Below are 16,265 nucleotides of genomic sequence, written 5' to 3'. Positions count from 1 at the left end.
GTGACTGAGCGCACCCTGGTACTGATCAAGCCCGATGGCGTCGCCCGCCGATTCGTAGGAGAAATCCTTTCCCGTGTCGAGCGGAAGGGGCTGTCCATCACGGCCCTCGAGATGAAGACCGCGGACGAGGCGCTGGCGGGCCAGCATTACGCCGAGCACCTGGGCAGGCCCTTCTACCCGGGGCTGATCGAATTCATCACGTCCGGACCCCTCGTCGCTGCGGTGCTCGAGGGCCCGCGCGCGATCGCGGCGTTCCGACAGCTCGCGGGCGGCACCGACCCGGTCGAGAAGGCGGTCCCCGGTTCCATCCGCGCCGACCTGGCACTGGACGGCCAGCAGAACCTGGTGCACGGGTCCGACTCCGTCGAGTCGGCCGAGCGGGAGATCGCGCTCTGGTTCCCGGAGCTCGCCCGCGGCTAGTCCGCATCACCCCCGACCACCCGCAAGAGGTCCGAACACGCCGCGCTGAATCGGCGCCGGTGCGCCGTTGGCGTGGTCGGGCCCGCCGGTGTGGGATACTGATGGCGGTCGACCCGCGATGTGTTCCATACGGGCCCGATCGGATGACACCACGGTTCGATGCCCGATCATCGCTGCCACGGCGCGCAGGAAATCCCTCGCGGTCCCAGGCACGCTGGATGATCAGGCGCACGGACCAGGGAGTACGGCCATCCAGCCAGGCGCCGTGCGAGCTGGCAGTGATTTAACGGGTCACTGCGAGACGTGCGGGGCGAGACCAGACAATCTCATGCCCACCGGTATGAGTACACAATGAGCGCCCTCGCGTGGCCGCTTCACACCCAGTACGACTCTGGGTGGACGCGCCCGGGGGTCCGAGGAGACTACGTGGCCGATCAAGCGCCGCCCGAAAATTCACAGACTTCATCCGCAGCGAATGCGGTGCCGACCTTCCCGGAGAAGATCCGGGTGCATGCGCTCGCCAAGCTGCTGGGACTGACCAGCAAGCAGGTGCTCGCCCAGGTCGCCGAGTTCGGCGCCGAGGTGCGCAGCGCGCAGTCCAGCGTGGACCGCGCTCTCGCCGAGCGGGTGCACGCCGCGCTGTCGCCCGCCACCGAGGCGGAGCCGGCGGCCGTCACCCCGGCGGAGCCCGAAGCCGCCGCGCCGACCGAGAAGGTCGCCGAGCAGGCCACCAAGTCGCTGTTCACCAACATCGCCGAGCCCGAGGTGCACGTCGTTCCCGACGTCACCCCCGTGTTCCAGGCCCCGCTGTTCCTGCAGCCCGACGCGGCCGCCGCGGAGGCCGCACCCCGTCGTCGCCGCGCCCGCCGCGTGGCAGCGGCGCCGAGCGAGGACGCGCCCATCGAGGTGACCACCGTCGTCGAGCACGAGGAGCGTCACGAAGAGCGTCACGACGAGCGGGCGGTCCAGGAGGCCGACACCTCGGTGACCGAGGAGTCCGCCGCGGCCGAGGTCGAGTCCGACGAGGACGGCGGCGAGTCGCAGAGCCGTCGCAGGCGTCGCGGTCGTCGCGGTCGCGGCCGCGGCCGGGGCGAGCAGGCGTCCGAGGACGAGCAGAACGAGTCCGAAGGCGCGGCCGAGCCCGCCGCCGAGGGCGCCGAGCAGGCCGAGCCCACCGAGCCGGCGGCCGAGGCCGAAGCGGCCGAGTCCGAGGAATCGGAGGAGGCAGGCGAGGCCGGGGACGGATCGAGCCGTCGCCGTCGTCGTCGCCGCCGCCGCAAGGGCACTGGCGATGGTGCGGACGCCGGTACCGAGGAAGACGGCGTCACCACCGTGGTGCACGAGCGTGAGCCGCGCACCAAGGCCAGGGTCAAGGACGAGGTCCAGGGCATCTCGGGCTCGACCCGACTCGAGGCCAAGCGTCAGCGACGCCGCGACGGGCGTGACGCCGGTCGCCGCCGCCCGCCGATCCTCACCGAATCGGAGTTCCTGGCGCGCCGCGAGGCCGTCGACCGCGTCATGGTGGTCCGCGAGAAGACCGGCGCGCACGCGGAGGGCCTGACGCAGGTCGCGGTGCTCGAGGACGGCATTCTCGTCGAGCACTTCGTCACCAGTTCGGCGTCCGCGTCGATGGTCGGCAACGTCTACCTCGGTCGCGTTCAGAACGTGCTGCCCTCGATGGAGGCCGCGTTCATCGACATCGGCCGTGGCCGCAACGGCGTGCTCTACGCCGGCGAGGTCAACTGGGAGGCCGCGGGACTCGGCGGCAACAGCCGCAAGATCGAGCAGGCCCTCAAGCCGGGTGACCAGGTCCTGGTCCAGGTCAGCAAGGATCCGGTCGGGCACAAGGGTGCCCGCCTGACCACGCAGATCTCCCTGGCCGGGCGATTCCTGGTGTACGTGCCCGGCGGTAGCTCCACCGGCATCAGCCGGAAGCTGCCCGACACCGAGCGCAAGCGACTCAAGGAGATCCTGCGCGAGATCGTGCCGCCGGAGGCCGGTGTCATCATTCGCACCGCGTCGGAGGGCGTGAGCGAGGAAGAGCTGGCCCGCGACGTCAAGCGTCTGCAGACCCAGTGGGACGAGATCGAGAAGCAGGCCGCGGCCGCGGACAAGGGCAAGGGGAGTAACCCGAAGGCCCTGTACGAGGAGCCTGACCTGCTGGTCAAGGTCGTCCGCGATCTGTTCAACGAGGACTTCGCCAAGATCGTCATCGAGGGCGAGAAGTCCTGGTCGACGGTGGAGAACTACATCAAGACCGTCGCACCCGACCTGCTGCCGCGGGTCGAGAAGTACGAGGGCAACGGCGGCCCCGACGTGTTCGAGGCCAAGCGGATCGACGAGCAGCTCGCCAAGGCACTCGACCGCAAGGTGTGGCTGCCCTCGGGCGGCACCCTGGTGATCGACCGCACCGAGGCGATGACCGTCGTCGACGTCAACACCGGCAAGTTCACCGGTGCGGGCGGCAACCTCGAGGAGACGGTCACCAGGAACAACCTGGAGGCGGCCGAGGAGATCGTGCGCCAGATGCGGCTGCGCGACATCGGCGGCATGATCGTCGTCGACTTCATCGACATGGTGCTCGAGTCGAACCGGGACCTGGTCCTGCGTCGACTCACCGAGGCGCTCGGCCGCGACCGGACCCGCCATCAGGTCTCCGAGGTGACCTCGCTCGGCCTCGTCCAGATGACCCGCAAGAAGCTGGGTACCGGACTGGTCGAGGCGTTCTCCACCAACTGTGAGCACTGCCACGGACGCGGCATCATCATGCACGCGGAGCCGGTCGAGGCGCGGTCCTCCGAGGACGCCGGGCGTTCCGGTGCGCCGAAGGGCGAGCCCGGCGGCCGCAAGAAGCGTGGACGCGACAAGTCCGGCGCCGCGGAGACCGCCGCACCCAAGAACGGACAGGCGCCCGCGGTCGAGGTCGACGCGACGGTCAAGCGTGCCCACCCGGTGGCGCTCGCGATGGCTGCGCATCACCACGACGACGAAGCCGCCGAGCATCAGCCGGAGGCAGGCGAAGCCGCGGCCACCGCGCCGGAGCCGACGGTGGCCGAGGTCGCCGTGGAGCCGGTCGTGGAGGTTGCCGTGGAGGTCGTCGCGGAACCGGAGGCCCCGGCCGCGCCGGAGCCCGCCGAGGCCCCCGCAAAGGGCAGGCGTCGTTCCCGGCGTGCGTCCCGTGCCACCGCGGCCCCCGCGACCGAGACCCCGGAGGCGGCCGAGGCCGGCGCCGTGGTCGTGATCGAGGCGGCGCCCGAACCGGCTGAGCCGAAGGTCGTCGAAAAGAAGGCCGTTCAGAAAAAGGTCGTCGAGAAGAAGGTCGTCGAGAAGAAGGTCGTCGAACCCAAGGTTGTCGAGCCGGTGAAGGCCGCGGAGACCACCGCGGCGACCGAACCGGTCGAGGGGGACGGCGCACCCGCGGCACCGGCCCGTCGGCCCCGTCGAAGGGCCGCGGCCAGGCCCGCGGGACCGCCGGCGGACGTCGACGCCTGACCGACGGCCGGTCGAGGGGGAGTCGGGAACCGTCAGTTTGACCTGGGCGCGGAGCCTGCGGAGTGCCAGTTTGACCCTGCGGTTCTCCATCCCGTAACCTTGACCGGTCGCTACCCGGCGATATGGCTCAGCTGCGCCCGCGAGGGCGGCGGCGGGCCTGCCCGAGGTAGCAAGCACACCAGACCAGTCGCGCGGCTCAAGCCGTGCGAGCACGTTCGAAGAAGCAAGGGGTAGCCCTCCGATGGCAACGTACGCGATCGTCAAGACCGGCGGAAAGCAGTACAAGGTCGCTGTCGGCGACCTCGTCAAGGTCGAGAAGATCGAGGGTGAGCCCGGCACTGCTGTCTCGCTGGTCCCGGTTCTCGTCGTCGACGGTTCCGAGCTGACCACCGACGCCGCCAAGCTGGCCAAGGTCTCGGTCACCGGTGAGGTCGTCGAGCACACCAAGGGCCCGAAGATCCGCATCCACAAGTTCAAGAACAAGACCGGGTACCACAAGCGCCAGGGCCACCGTCAGAAGCTGACGGTGCTCAAGGTCACCGGCATCAAGTAACCAGCTTTAGTACCCAGGAGGGTTCGACATGGCACATAAGAAGGGTGCATCCAGCTCCCGTAACGGTCGCGATTCGAACGCACAGCGCCTCGGCGTGAAGCGCTTCGGCGGCCAGTCCGTCAGCGCCGGCGAGATCCTGGTGCGTCAGCGCGGAACCCACTTCCACCCCGGCGTGAACGTCGGACGTGGCGGCGACGACACGCTGTTCGCTCTCTCCGCTGGTGCGGTCGAGTTCGGCACCAAGCGTGGACGTAAGACTGTCAACATCGTTCCGGTCGCCGCAGAGGCCTGATTCTGCTGCGTCGCTCGTGTCACCATCACGGTGACTGATGACAGTTCTAAGCTCCCAGTAGGGGCGGGCCAGGGTCTCATACCCTGCTCGCCCCTATTTGCTTTTCACCCTGAGGAAGGGATCCGGCAGTCATGTCCCGATTCATTGACCGCGTGGTGCTGCATGTCAGCGCCGGAAAAGGCGGCAATGGTTGCGCCTCCGTTCACCGCGAGAAGTTCAAGCCGCTCGGCGGTCCCGACGGCGGCAACGGCGGGCGCGGAGGTGACGTGGTGCTCGTCGTCGACGAGAACGTGCACACCCTGCTGGACTTCCACTTCCACCCGAACGCCAAGGCGAGCAACGGCACGCAGGGCGCAGGCAGCAACCGCGAGGGCGCAAACGGCCAGGATCTGATCCTCAAGGTGCCCGACGGCACCGTCGTCCTCGACTCGGACGGCAATGTCCTCGCCGACATGATCGGCACGGGAACCCGATTCGACGCCGCCCCCGGCGGCCGCGGCGGACTGGGTAACGCCGCGCTGGCCTCGAAGGCCCGCAAGGCGCCGGGCTTCGCGCTGCTCGGCGAGGAGGGCGTTCAACGCGACCTCGTCCTCGAGCTCAAGTCGGTGGCCGACGTCGGACTGGTCGGCTTCCCCTCGGCGGGCAAGTCCTCCCTGGTCTCGGTGCTCTCGGCGGCCAAGCCGAAGATCGCCGACTATCCGTTCACCACGCTGGTGCCGAACCTCGGCGTGGTCTCCAGCGGCGACACCACGTTCACCGTCGCCGACGTCCCTGGCCTGATCCCCGGCGCGAGCCAGGGGCGCGGTCTCGGACTGGACTTCCTTCGCCACATCGAACGGACGGCGGTGCTGGCACACGTGGTGGACTGCGCGACCCTCGAGCCCGGCCGTGATCCGGTCTCCGACGTCGACGCGCTCGAGGCCGAGTTGGCCGCCTACAAGCCGGCACTCTCCGGCGACGCGAGCCTCGGTGACCTGGCCGACCGGCCCCGCATTGTGGTCCTCAACAAGGCGGATGTCCCCGACGCGGCCGAGCTCGCCGAGATGGTCACCCCGGAGTTCGAGGCGCGCGGCTGGCCCGTGTTCACCATCTCGGCCGTGAGCCGGGAAGGGCTGCGGCCGTTGACCTTCGCGCTCGCCAAGCTCGTCGAGGAGTACCGCGAGGCGCATCCGAAGGCGGAGCCGAAGCGTCAGGTGATCCGTCCCATCGCCTCCAACGCGAGCGACTTCACCGTCGTCGCCGATCCCGAGACCCCCGGCGGCTTCATCGTCCGCGGCGTCCGGCCCGAGCGGTGGATCCGACAGACGGCCTTCGACAACGACGAGGCCGTCGGCTACCTCGCGGACCGGCTCGCCCGGCTCGGTGTCGAGGACGCGTTGGTCAAGCACGGCGCCGAGCCCGGCTGTTACGTCACCATCGGCGATGTCAGCTTCGAGTGGGAGCCGCAGACCCCGGCAGGCATCGACCTGACCCGCACCGGTCGCGGCACCGACCCGCGACTCGATCAGGTGGACCGCATCGGTGCCTCCGAGCGCAAGCACGCGCACCGGATCCGGCGTGGCCTCGAGGGCCTGGATCCCGAAGAACAGTGATGGACGACGCGGTCCGTTCACTGTCGGAGACCCGCGCCACCATCGCGACCGCGCGCAGCGTGGTCGTGAAGATCGGGTCCTCCGCGCTCACCAGCATGGAGTCCGGCATCGACCTGCGGGCGCTGAACGCCCTTGCCGACGCGATCGAGGCCAGGATGCGTGCCGGCTCCGACGTCGTGGTGGTGTCCTCGGGCGCGGTCGGTGCCGGTATCGCACCGCTCGGGCTGACCAAGCGGCCACGGGATCTCGCCACCAAGCAGGCGGCGGCGAGCGTCGGGCAGCTGGCGCTCGCGCATGCCTGGGGCACCTCGTTCGCGCGGTACGGGCGGACCGTCGGCCAGGTGCTGCTCACCGCCGACGACATCGCCCGGCGCACCCAGCACCGCAACGCGCAGAGCACCCTCGACCGGCTTCGTGCCCTCGGTGCCGTCGCGATCGTCAACGAGAACGACACCGTCGCCACCACGGAGCTGCGGTTCGGGGACAACGATCGGCTGGCCGCGATGGTCGCGCACCTCGTCGGGGCGGACGCGCTGGTCCTGCTCTCCGACGTCGACGGACTGTACGACGGCGACCCCCGCAAGGGCGGCGCGACCCTGATCCCGGAGGTGACCAGCCCCGAAGACCTCGACGGCGTGGTTGCCGGGTCCGGGGGAGCGCTCGGCACCGGCGGGATGGCCTCCAAGCTGTCCGCGGCCCGGCTCGCGGCCGACTCCGGCGTGCCGGTGCTGCTCGCCGCGGCCACCGATGCCGCCGCTGCGCTCACGGGCGCGGGCGTCGGCACGGCCTTCGCGGCCCGGCCGACCCGGCTGTCCGCGCGCAAGTTCTGGGTGCGGCATGCCGCCGACACCCGGGGTGGGCTGCATCTCGACGCGGGTGCGGTGCGCGCCGTGGTGGACCGGCGGCGGTCGCTCTTGCCCGCGGGGATCACGGGCGTCGACGGCCGGTTCTACGGCGGGGACGTGGTGTCGCTGTTCGGGCCCGACGGTTCGCCGGTCGCGCGCGGGGTGGTGGCGTACGACTCGACTGAACTCGGCGAGATGCTGGGTCGGTCCACGGTCGAGCTGCCGTCCGAGCTGCAGCGGCCCGTAGTGCACGCGGACGACCTGGTTCCGCTGTAGCGGTCAGGGGGTCTTCGGCTTGTCCTGCGGGTCGCCGACGACCTTGGGTGGTCCCTCGGGGTGGAGAGCGCCGCCCTCGTTCACCCAGTCGGAGATGTCGGCTGCATCTTCCGGGGTGACGGGCTTGCGCCTGCTGAAGAGTGATTTCACCTTGTCGCTGAACTTCGACATGCCCGGAGTCTACCGACGCGGTATCAGGGCGGTCAGAACCTGCGAGCAGCCCGCATCCAGCTTGAGGGCCGCGAACTCGTCGCCCCGGGTCGGGCCGCGGTTGACGATGACGACCGGGATGTCGTCCTTGGCGGCACGGCGGACGAAGCGCAGCCCCGACATGACGGTCAGTGAGGATCCGAGCACCAGCAGCAGGTCGCACTCGGAGACCATCGCGAAAGCCGCCTCGACGCGTGGTTTGGGCACGCTCTCGCCGAAGTAGACGATGTCCGGCTTGAGGATTCCCCCGCAGTGCTCGCAGTCCACCATCACGAAGTGTGCGGTCTCCTCGATCACCGCGTCGGCATCGGGTGCGATCTCGACTCCCGTTGCCGCGGAGACGGATTCGGCGAACCCGGGATTTGCGGCATCGAGCCGCTGCGCGAGGGTGAACCGCGAGATCCGGGTCTCGCACCCCATGCACCGCACCTGCGCGTAACTGCCGTGCAGGTCGATGACGTTCCTGCTGCCCGCCTTGGTGTGCAGCAGGTCCACGTTCTGGGTGAGCACGCCGTCGACCACGCCCGCCCGTTCCAGCGCGGCGAGTGCGCGGTGTCCGGCGTTGGGTCGGGACGCGTCCATGTGTCGCCAGCCGAGGTGGTTGCGGGCCCAGTAGTGCCTGCGGAACGCGGCGTCGCCCATGAACTGCTGGAACGTCATCGGGGTGCGGGGCGGGGAATCGGGGCCCCGGTAGTCCGGGATGCCCGAGTCGGTGGACATCCCCGCGCCGGTCAGCGCGACGACGCGGCGGCCGCTCACCAGGCCGGCCAGGCGCTCGTGGTCCTCGCCTGCCGCCGCGGTCTCGAGTAGGGGAGCGGACATGGCTTCCAGGCTAGACGTGTCGCAAATCTTCAATCCCGGATCGGGTGCCTCGCTCGACACTGGTGGGCATGAGCACAGTGAACCCCGTTCCCGCGGGATACCGGACCCTCACGCCCTACCTCGCCGTCAAGGACGGCCAGGCGGCGCTGGACTTCTATCGCCGCGCCCTCGGCGCCGAGGTCGTGGACGCGATGGACGCGCCCGGCGGCGGCCTGATGCACGCCGAGCTGAGGATCGGCGACTCGATGCTGCAACTGTCCGACGACATGCCCGACTACGGGCTCAAGGCGCCCGAGCAGGGCTGGGTGCACAGCTCGGTGGTGGTGTACGTCGAGGACTCCGACGCGTTCGTTGACCGGGCGGTTCGCGAGGGCGCCACCCTCGTCAGCGCCGTCGCGGACACGTTCTCCGGCGACCGGCACGGGGTGTTCCTCGATCCGTTCGGGCACCGGTGGGCGGTCTGCACGAAGATCGAGGACGTGCCCGCCGAGGAGGTGGCCCGTCGCGCCCGCGAGCTCTTCTACCCGGCGACGGAAGTGGAGCCTGCGGAACGGCCCTGAACATCGAGTGGAGTCTGCGGAACGACCCTGAGGGTCGGGCGGACCGGTCGCGCCGCGAGTACGGTCGATCGCATGGGAGTTATCGGTGAGCTGTTCCCGGGGAAGAAGCTGGAGAACGACGGAAGCCAGGACGGCGACGGGCAGACGTATCAGCCGCGCCTCGAACTCGACCTGGACGCGGGCGTGATCCGGGTGTCGCCTGCGAAGCCCGCCGCCACTCCGGACGAGGAGTCAGGGGCTCAGTAACCCGCGACCGGGTCGATCCGCGCCAGCAGTTGTTCGCCGGCCACGAAGCGTCGCACGTTCGTCGCGACGTGGTCGGCGAACGCGGGCGGCCGGACGGACGGCGGGTTCGAGCAGTGCGGGGTGATGATCGCGTTCGGCATGCTCCACAGCGGATGGCCGTCCGGCAGCGGCTCGGGGTCGGTGACGTCGAGCCCGGCGCCGCCGATCGTATTGTCCCGCAACGCGTTCACCAGGGCGTCGGTGTCGACGAGGGAGCCGCGCGCCACGTTGATCACCCACGAGTGGGCACCGAGGCGGGCGAGTTGCTCGGCGCCGACCAGGTGTCGGGTCCTGGCCGTCGCGGGCGCCGCGACCACTACGTGATCGGTGCGGTCCCAGACCTCTTCGCTTCGGTCGGCGGGCAGGGTCTCGGTGGCGCCGGGAACCTCCCGGCCGGAGCGGTTGACCGCGATCACCGACGCGCCGACCGAGGTGAGCATCGGGATCAACGCGCGCCCGATTCCGCCCGCGCCGAGGATCGTCACCGTGCTCCCACGCAGCGTCCCGACCTTGCCGAAGAACTCATGCTGCCGCCAGCTGGTGGCAGCGAGTTGCTCGGGCAATGCCCGGACCCCGGCCAGTAGCAGGGCGAAGGCGTGCTCGGCGACGGTCGGGGAGAACGCGCCCGCGGCCGAGGTGAACACGATCCCTGGGTGGCGAGCGATGATCCCGGCGGTGAACCAGTCCTCGACCCCGGCGGAGTACAGCTGTACCCATCGGATCGCCTCCGGCAGCTCGTCGGGGAACCGGTCGGGCTCGGCCGCCCAGACCAGGGCCTGTGCGTCGACCATCGGTGCCCACTCGCCCCCGCCCGAGGCGATTGCCTCCATCAACTGGGGGTCGGCATGCGGGCCGACGGCGATGGGCACGGGCGTCATATCTGTCTCCTCGGGCGCCGGTTCCGGCAAGGGTTGTTCACCCACGGTGGCTTGTGTTGGGCGCACTGTGCCTTGAGGGTATCGATCGCGTGGATTCCCTCAGGGGAGAAGGGGTCTGGTGACAGAGGGCAATCGTCCCGGTGGGCGGGAAGTTCCCATAGGCCATTGGGGTACGAATCCGCACGGTGAGGCCCTGCCATGCGTGCACCGACCTCATTCGGCCAACCAAACGCTTGCTTGTTCTCCCGTGCTGGGGTACCAACTACTCAGGTCACCGTCTGGACTCGCACACACATCGTGGGGCGTTCCAGCGGTTTGTCCGACAACGTCTCGAGGAGGAGTCAGGTGGGAGATTTCAGTCATCGTTCCGGAGCCGCGCTGGTGCTCGGTGCCAGTGGCGGACTGGGGAAGGCAACTGCTCGGATGTTCATCGAACGTGGCAGCAATGTCGGGCTGACCTACTTCCGTTCGCAGAGCGCACTCGACGAGGTCCTCGCCACCGCGCATACGCATGGTCGATGGGCGAAGACCTGGCAGCTCGACCTGTCCGATGCCGCCTCGGCTTCCGAGGTCGTGGCGCAGGTGGCGGCGGAGTTCGGTGGAATTCACACCCTCGTCTACGCGGCGGGCCCCCACGTGCCGATGCGGCATCTGAGCAAGGTTGACCCGGGCGACTTCCAGCGCCAGGTGGTCAACGACGTCGCCGGCTTCTTCAACGCGACCCACGCCGCGCTGCCGCATCTGCGGGCAACCAGGGGGAGTGTCGTCGCCATCACCAGCGCGGGGACCGCACGTTATCCCGTCCGGGACGGGATGTCGGTCGGGCCCAAGGGGGCGGTCGAAGCGCTCGTCCGGGGAATCGCGGCTGAGGAAGGAAGGTACGGCGTCCGAGCGAACTGTGTCGGTCCCGGAATGACCACCGATGGAATGGCCGCGAGGCTCATCGGGAACGGCGAGCTGGACGATCGCGCGTTGGACGTCGCGAGAGAGCGCATTCCCCTGGGGACATTCGGAGATGCCGACGACATCGCTGAGGCTGTGTGCTTCCTTGCTTCCGATCGCGCCGACTTCATCAGCGGGCAAAAACTCGATGTCGATGGGGGATATGGCGTATGAGCCGGACGCCCTGCCCGCCCGAATGCCCGTCCGAGGTGATCCGATCGCTTGTTGCGCGGGTTGCTCATCTGGCCGACGAGGGATCGATCGACGACTACGTCCAGCTCTACACGGAGGATGCGGTCTGGGAGATGACGAGCGCAGGACCGAGCGTCGCGATCGGACCCCAGATCGTCGAGGGCCGGAGGGCGATCGCAGAGGGTGTCCGCCGTCGACGGGCAGACGGGATCGCCGGTCCGGGCACGGCGACCCGACATGTGAGCTCCTGCGTGTCCATCGACTTCGATTCCGAAGACTCCGCCAGCGCGCAGTCGGTCTGGCAGTTCTTCGTCGACACCACCACCGCGCCGAGGCTCTCCAGCATGGGGACCTACCGCGATGTCTTCCGAAAGGTCGACGGCTGCTGGCTCCTGGCCAAGCGCTCGATCACGACCGGATAGGCGGCTGCGCCGCCCACGACTAACCGGCGATCTCGATCAGCGGATAGACGCCGTTCTCGTCATGGACCTCGCGGCCGGTGACCGGGGGGTTGAACACGCACAGCATGCGCATCTCGGTGACCGGCTCCACGCGGTGCCGCTCGTGGCCGTCCAGCAGGTACATCGATCCGGGGCCGAGCTGGTGGACGACGCCGTTGTCCAGGTCGGTGAGGATGCCCTCGCCCTCGATCAGCCAGACCGCCTCGACGTGATTGGCGTAGTGGAACTCGTTGACGGATCCGGCCCGAATCGTGGTCTCGTGGAACGAGAATCCGACGCGATCCGCGCCGAGCACGATGCGCTTACTGCGCCAGTTCCCGTCGGCACTGGTGATGTCGCGCTCGGTGTCGGTGATCTCTTCGGTGGTGCGGACGATCATCTTCGGTCCCTCCTCAGGCGCAGACCTTGGCGGTTGCCTCGGCGAGAATGCTCAGGCCGTGGTCGAGTTCGGCGTCGGTGATCGTCAGCGGTGGCAGGAGCTTGACCACCTCGTCGGAGGGGCCGGACGTCTCGGCCAACAGGCCCTCGTCGAACGCGAGCCCGCACACCTTGACCGCCCTGCCCGGATCGTCGAACACCAGGCCCTGGACCATGCCGCGGCCGCGGGTGCTGACCCCGTCGAACTGGTCCGACAGGTTGGCGAAAATCTGCGCGATGCGCTTGCCCTTCGCGGCGGTGGAGCGCTCCAGCGTGTCGTCGGTCCAGTACTGCTCGATTGCGGCCGTCGCCGTCACGAAGGCGGGGTTGTTGCCGCGGAAGGTGCCGTTGTGCTCGCCGGGTGCCCACACGTCGAGGTCGGGCCGCAGCAGCGTCAGGGCCATCGGCAGACCGTAGCCACTGATCGACTTGGACAGCGTGACGATGTCCGGCGTGATCCCCGCGATCTCGAAGGAGAAGAACGGCCCGGTTCGTCCGCAGCCCATCTGGACGTCGTCGACGATGAGCAGGATGCCCCGGCTCCGGCAGAGTTCGGCGAGCGCACGCAGCCACTCGGGCCGCGCGACGTTCACCCCGCCCTCGCCCTGCACGGTCTCCACGATGACCGCGGCGGGGCGGTTCAGTCCGCTGCCGGAATCGTCCAGCACCCGCTCGAACCAGTGGAAATCCGCGGTGGCGCCGTCGAAGTAGTTGTCGAAGGGCATCGGGGTGGCGTGTACCAGCGGAATCCCCGCACCCGCGCGCTTCATCGAGTTGCCGGTGACCGACAGCGCGCCCAGGGTCATGCCGTGGAAGGCGTTGGTGAAGTTGATGATCGACTCGCGGCCGGTGACCTTCCTGGCCAGCTTGAGTGCCGCCTCGACGGTGTTCGCACCGGTCGGGCCGGGGAACTGGACCTTGTAGTCGAGTCCGCGCGGTTCGAGGATGTACCGCTGGAAGGTCTCGAGGAACCGTCGCTTCGCGACGGTGGACATGTCGAGGCTGTGGGTGATGCCGTCGCCGAGGATGTAGTCGACGAGGGCCTGCTTGAGCTCCGGGTTGTTGTGGCCGTAGTTCAGCGCGCCCGCGCCTGCGAAGAAGTCCAGGTAGTCGCGGCCGTCCTCAGCGCGAATCCAGGAGCCGGAGGCGGAGCTGAACACGGTCGGCCAGCTGCGGCTGTAGCTGCGGACCTCGGACTCAAGGGTTTCGAAGATGCTGATGTCTTCCAGGGTGGTCATTGATCTACTCCTGTGGTGTCATCGCCGATGATGTAGAGCTCTTCGGATTCGTGTTGATCGGGAAAATGGCTGGTGGTGAACAGTTCTCGCTTCGTGATGTCGACGTATCGCATCCGCGCCACCGACGAGAACAGGGCTCGGGACGCGTCGTTGCCCGGACTGATCGTGGTTTCGAGCCTGGTGACGCCCTGGAGGGCGAGGTGATCGAGCAGGTCGTTCAGCATTGCCGCGGCCACTCCGCGGCCGCGCAGCGATTCGTCGACCGCCACCTGCCAGACGAAGACCGTCCGCGGGTCTTCCGGACGGACGAAACCGGTGACGAAACCGCCCACGCGGCCGTCTTGCTCCGCGACCACGGATGTGTCACGGAAGTCCCTGCACCACAACAGGTATGCATAGCTTGAGTTCAGATCGAGCACCTGCGAATCGCGGGCAATCTCCCACATGCGCACGGCGTCATCGATTTCGGGCTGCCTTGTCGTCACCGCTCGGGGAGCGGTGGTCGGGGTCGCACTCTTTGTAACGGGGCTCATCTGTCGAACGAACGTAACAATGGGGGCAACGGATTTCAGCTACCCCCGGCGATTCCGCATGCCCTGACCCGGCTCCCGCACTGGTGAGCCCGACTGTGTGAGCCTGGTCACACCAAGGGGGTCAGCTGACGCTCGCCAGGGCAAACGGCAGGACGGCAGGGGCGCCCGCCGCGCGGAGTTCGCGGGCCGCCATCGTGAGCGTCCAGCCGGTGTCGGCGAGGTCGTCGAGCAGCAGGATCGGGCCGTCGGCGTCGCGGAGATCCGGGGCCAGCCAGGCCCCCGTCAGCCCGGCCACGCGGTAGGCGGAATTGGCCGCGGAGACCGGGGGGCGCTCGGGATTCCTGGTGAGAAGGCCCAGGTTGCGGAGCCGTCCGACCGTCGCGAGCCGGTCGGCGAGCGAGGAGATCAACTGGGGGCGGGTCGCTGACTCGAGGGCCACCACCGCCGTCGGTCGCTGCTGCCAGTCCCAGGCGGCGAGCACCTTGACACAGGCGTCGACGATCGCGTCCGGCACCGGGCCGTCGGGCTCGTCGAACAGCGTGCGCAGGCGCTGTCCCCAACCGAGGTCGGACAGGCGGCCGAGCACCCGGCCCGTCTCGGGTCCGTCGGTGATCTTGCCGGACAGCGGCACACCCAGCTTGGCGAGGCCGGTCGGCCACTGCTTGCGCGGGGCCAGGTCGACGCCGGGCCGGTCCAGTCGTGCCCGCGCCCGCGCGATGGCCTCATCGTCCACCTCCGCGGAGTGGGCGGGGCCGGCGCAGTTGTCGCAGCGCCCACACGGCTGCGGGTCGGCGGACAGGCCGGGGTCGTCGAGCTGGCGGCGCAGGAACTCCATGCGGCACATGGGTGTTCGCTGGTACTCGACCATCGCCTGCTGCTCGGACTCGCGGGCCTGCTCGAGCCGGCCGTAACGCTCCGCGTCGTACTCCCACGGCTGCCCGGTGCTGATCCAGCCGCCGCGGACCCGCTTGACGGCGCCGTCCACGTCCAGGACCTTCAGTACCATCTCCAGGCGGTTCCGGCTGAGTTCGACCAGCGGTTCGAGCGCCTGGGTGGACTGCGGACGTTCGGCGTCGAGCACCTCGATCACCCTGCGCACCAGATGCTCGCGCGGGAACGCGATGCTGGCGAAGTAGCTCCAGATCTGCCGGTCCTCGAAGCCGGGCAGCAGGACCACCTCGGCCCGGTCCGTGGAGCGGCCTGCGCGGCCGACCTGCTGGTAGTAGGAGATCGGGGAGGAGGGTGCGCCGAGGTGGACCACGAACCCGAGGTCGGGCTTGTCGAATCCCATGCCCAGCGCCGACGTCGCGACCAGGGCCTTGACCCGGTTCTCGAGCAGGTCGGCCTCGAGGCTCTCGCGTTCGGCCGGGTCGGTCTGGCCGGTGTAGGCGGCCACCTCGTGGCCCTGCTCGGCGAGCAGCCCGGCCAGGTCTCGGGCGGCAGACACCGTGAGGGTGTAGATGATGCCGGACCCGGGCAGCCGGCTGAGCTGCTGGCCGAGCCAGGCGGCGCGCTTGCTCGCTTCGTCGATGTGCACCACCGACAGCCGCAGCGACTCCCGCTCGAGGCCGCCGCGCAGCACCAGGGTCTCGGAGCCGCCGACGCCGAGCTGTGCGGACACGTCGGCCACCACCCGGTCGTTCGCGGTCGCGGTGGTGGCGAGCACGGGGATGCCCTCGCCCAGCTCACCGATCAGGGTGCGGATCCGTCGGTAGTCGGGACGGAAGTCGTGGCCCCAGTCGGAGACGCAATGCGCCTCGTCGACCACGACGAGGCCCGCGTCCGCGGCCAGCGAGGGCAGCACCTGGTCGCGGAAGTCGGGATTGTTCAGCCGCTCCGGACTGACCAGCAGCACGTCGACGGTCCCGTCGGCGATGGCGGCGTGGATCTCGTCCCATTCGGTGACGTTGCCGGAGTTGATCGTCGCGGCACGGACCCCGGCACGCTCGGCGGAGGCCACCTGGTTGCGCATCAGGGCCAGCAGTGGGGAGACGATCACGGTCGGCCCGTGGCCGCGCGCCCGCAGCAGCTTGGCGGAGATGAAGTAGACGGCGGACTTGCCCCAGCCGGTCCGCTGCACCACCAGCGCGCGCTTGCGCTGCACCACCAGCGCCTCGATCGCCGTCCACTGATCCTCGCGCAGCGTGGCGTCGGGGCCGGCGAGCTCGCGCAGCAGCCGTTCCGCGTCGGCGCGGAGATCGAGGGTGGCGGGCTCGGTGGCTGTGGTCATGGCTCCCATGGTGCCCGACGACCACGA

At 69.3% G+C, this 16,265-nt stretch carries 17 protein-coding genes; 10 read left to right on the top strand and 7 right to left on the bottom strand.

The genetic code is table 11. The features are described from left to right. The 6 genes from ndk (at position 1) to proB (ending at position 7,470) form a co-directional block, all read left to right on the top strand. Positions 1-420, top strand: coding sequence for a nucleoside-diphosphate kinase (gene ndk / locus FCG67_RS12915; protein ID WP_097211416.1), 420 nt, complete (start codon positions 1-3; stop codon positions 418-420). Positions 421-846: 426 nt separating this feature from the next. After that, positions 847-3,912: a translation initiation factor IF-2 N-terminal domain-containing protein gene (locus FCG67_RS12910; RefSeq protein WP_246045036.1), complete on the top strand. Its 3,066-nt coding sequence runs from the start codon at positions 847-849 to the stop codon at positions 3,910-3,912. 241 nt (positions 3,913-4,153) lie between these two features. After that, on the top strand, positions 4,154-4,465 hold the full coding sequence (gene rplU, locus FCG67_RS12905) for a 50S ribosomal protein L21 (RefSeq protein WP_077042085.1): 312 nt from the start codon (positions 4,154-4,156) through the stop codon (positions 4,463-4,465). A 28-nt stretch (positions 4,466-4,493) separates the two neighbouring features. Next, the gene (rpmA, locus tag FCG67_RS12900) at positions 4,494-4,757 is read left to right on the top strand and encodes a 50S ribosomal protein L27 (RefSeq protein WP_031938324.1); all 264 of its coding nucleotides are present in this window, start codon (positions 4,494-4,496) and stop codon (positions 4,755-4,757) included. A gap of 131 nt (positions 4,758-4,888) precedes the next feature. Further along, positions 4,889-6,349 carry a GTPase ObgE gene (gene obgE / locus FCG67_RS12895; protein WP_136910165.1) on the top strand — a complete coding sequence of 487 codons (1,461 nt, stop codon included), beginning with the start codon at positions 4,889-4,891 and terminating at the stop codon, positions 6,347-6,349. A gap of 20 nt (positions 6,350-6,369) precedes the next feature. After that, positions 6,370-7,470: a glutamate 5-kinase gene (gene proB, locus FCG67_RS12890; RefSeq protein ID WP_136910305.1), complete on the top strand. Its 1,101-nt coding sequence runs from the start codon at positions 6,370-6,372 to the stop codon at positions 7,468-7,470. 3 nt (positions 7,471-7,473) lie between these two features. On the opposite strand, the gene FCG67_RS24965 is transcribed toward proB, so the two are convergent. Both FCG67_RS24965 and FCG67_RS12885 read right to left on the bottom strand, forming a co-directional pair. Continuing rightward, the gene (locus FCG67_RS24965) at positions 7,474-7,641 is read right to left on the bottom strand and encodes a hypothetical protein (RefSeq protein ID WP_169310511.1); all 168 of its coding nucleotides are present in this window, start codon (positions 7,639-7,641) and stop codon (positions 7,474-7,476) included. A gap of 9 nt (positions 7,642-7,650) precedes the next feature. Then, the gene (locus tag FCG67_RS12885) at positions 7,651-8,502 is read right to left on the bottom strand and encodes an NAD-dependent protein deacetylase (protein WP_136910164.1); all 852 of its coding nucleotides are present in this window, start codon (positions 8,500-8,502) and stop codon (positions 7,651-7,653) included. 68 nt (positions 8,503-8,570) lie between these two features. Here FCG67_RS12885 and FCG67_RS12880 point away from each other — a divergent pair, with 68 nt between their 5' ends. Then, positions 8,571-9,062, top strand: coding sequence for a VOC family protein (locus tag FCG67_RS12880; protein ID WP_136910163.1), 492 nt, complete (start codon positions 8,571-8,573; stop codon positions 9,060-9,062). Between the two features lie 72 nt (positions 9,063-9,134). Then, on the top strand, positions 9,135-9,308 hold the full coding sequence (locus FCG67_RS24960) for a hypothetical protein (RefSeq protein ID WP_169310510.1): 174 nt from the start codon (positions 9,135-9,137) through the stop codon (positions 9,306-9,308). Here FCG67_RS24960 and FCG67_RS12875 read toward each other — a convergent pair. After that, on the bottom strand, positions 9,302-10,225 hold the full coding sequence (locus tag FCG67_RS12875) for a D-isomer specific 2-hydroxyacid dehydrogenase family protein (RefSeq protein WP_136910162.1): 924 nt from the start codon (positions 10,223-10,225) through the stop codon (positions 9,302-9,304). The genes FCG67_RS24960 and FCG67_RS12875 overlap by 7 nt on opposite strands. Before the next feature lie 345 nt (positions 10,226-10,570). On the opposite strand from FCG67_RS12875, the gene FCG67_RS12870 reads away from it, so the two are divergent. Both FCG67_RS12870 and FCG67_RS12865 read left to right on the top strand, forming a co-directional pair. After that, the gene (locus tag FCG67_RS12870; RefSeq protein WP_136910161.1) at positions 10,571-11,341 is read left to right on the top strand and encodes an SDR family NAD(P)-dependent oxidoreductase; all 771 of its coding nucleotides are present in this window, start codon (positions 10,571-10,573) and stop codon (positions 11,339-11,341) included. Then, the gene (locus tag FCG67_RS12865) at positions 11,338-11,781 is read left to right on the top strand and encodes a nuclear transport factor 2 family protein (RefSeq protein ID WP_136910160.1); all 444 of its coding nucleotides are present in this window, start codon (positions 11,338-11,340) and stop codon (positions 11,779-11,781) included. The genes FCG67_RS12870 and FCG67_RS12865 overlap by 4 nt, the downstream gene beginning before the upstream one ends. 19 nt (positions 11,782-11,800) lie before the next feature. Here FCG67_RS12865 and FCG67_RS12860 read toward each other — a convergent pair whose 3' ends face one another. The 4 genes from FCG67_RS12860 to FCG67_RS12845 form a co-directional block, all read right to left on the bottom strand. Continuing rightward, positions 11,801-12,199, bottom strand: a complete 399-nt coding sequence (locus FCG67_RS12860) for an ectoine synthase (RefSeq protein WP_136910159.1) — start codon at positions 12,197-12,199, stop codon at positions 11,801-11,803. A 13-nt stretch (positions 12,200-12,212) separates the two neighbouring features. After that, entirely contained in the window at positions 12,213-13,475 is a 1,263-nt protein-coding gene (gene ectB / locus FCG67_RS12855) for a diaminobutyrate--2-oxoglutarate transaminase (protein ID WP_136910158.1), read from the bottom strand. Continuing rightward, the gene (gene ectA, locus FCG67_RS12850; protein WP_136910157.1) at positions 13,472-14,008 is read right to left on the bottom strand and encodes a diaminobutyrate acetyltransferase; all 537 of its coding nucleotides are present in this window, start codon (positions 14,006-14,008) and stop codon (positions 13,472-13,474) included. The genes ectB and ectA overlap by 4 nt, the downstream gene beginning before the upstream one ends. A 121-nt stretch (positions 14,009-14,129) precedes the next feature. Then, the gene (locus tag FCG67_RS12845; RefSeq protein ID WP_136910156.1) at positions 14,130-16,238 is read right to left on the bottom strand and encodes a RecQ family ATP-dependent DNA helicase; all 2,109 of its coding nucleotides are present in this window, start codon (positions 16,236-16,238) and stop codon (positions 14,130-14,132) included. Positions 16,239-16,265 lie beyond the last annotated feature (27 nt).

Origin of the sequence: Rhodococcus oryzae (assembly GCF_005049235.1) — a bacterium.
Classification (GTDB): domain Bacteria; phylum Actinomycetota; class Actinomycetes; order Mycobacteriales; family Mycobacteriaceae; genus Rhodococcus_G; species Rhodococcus_G oryzae.
Note: the sequence above shows the minus strand (reverse complement) of the source record. Positions and strands in the feature narration are given on the sequence as shown.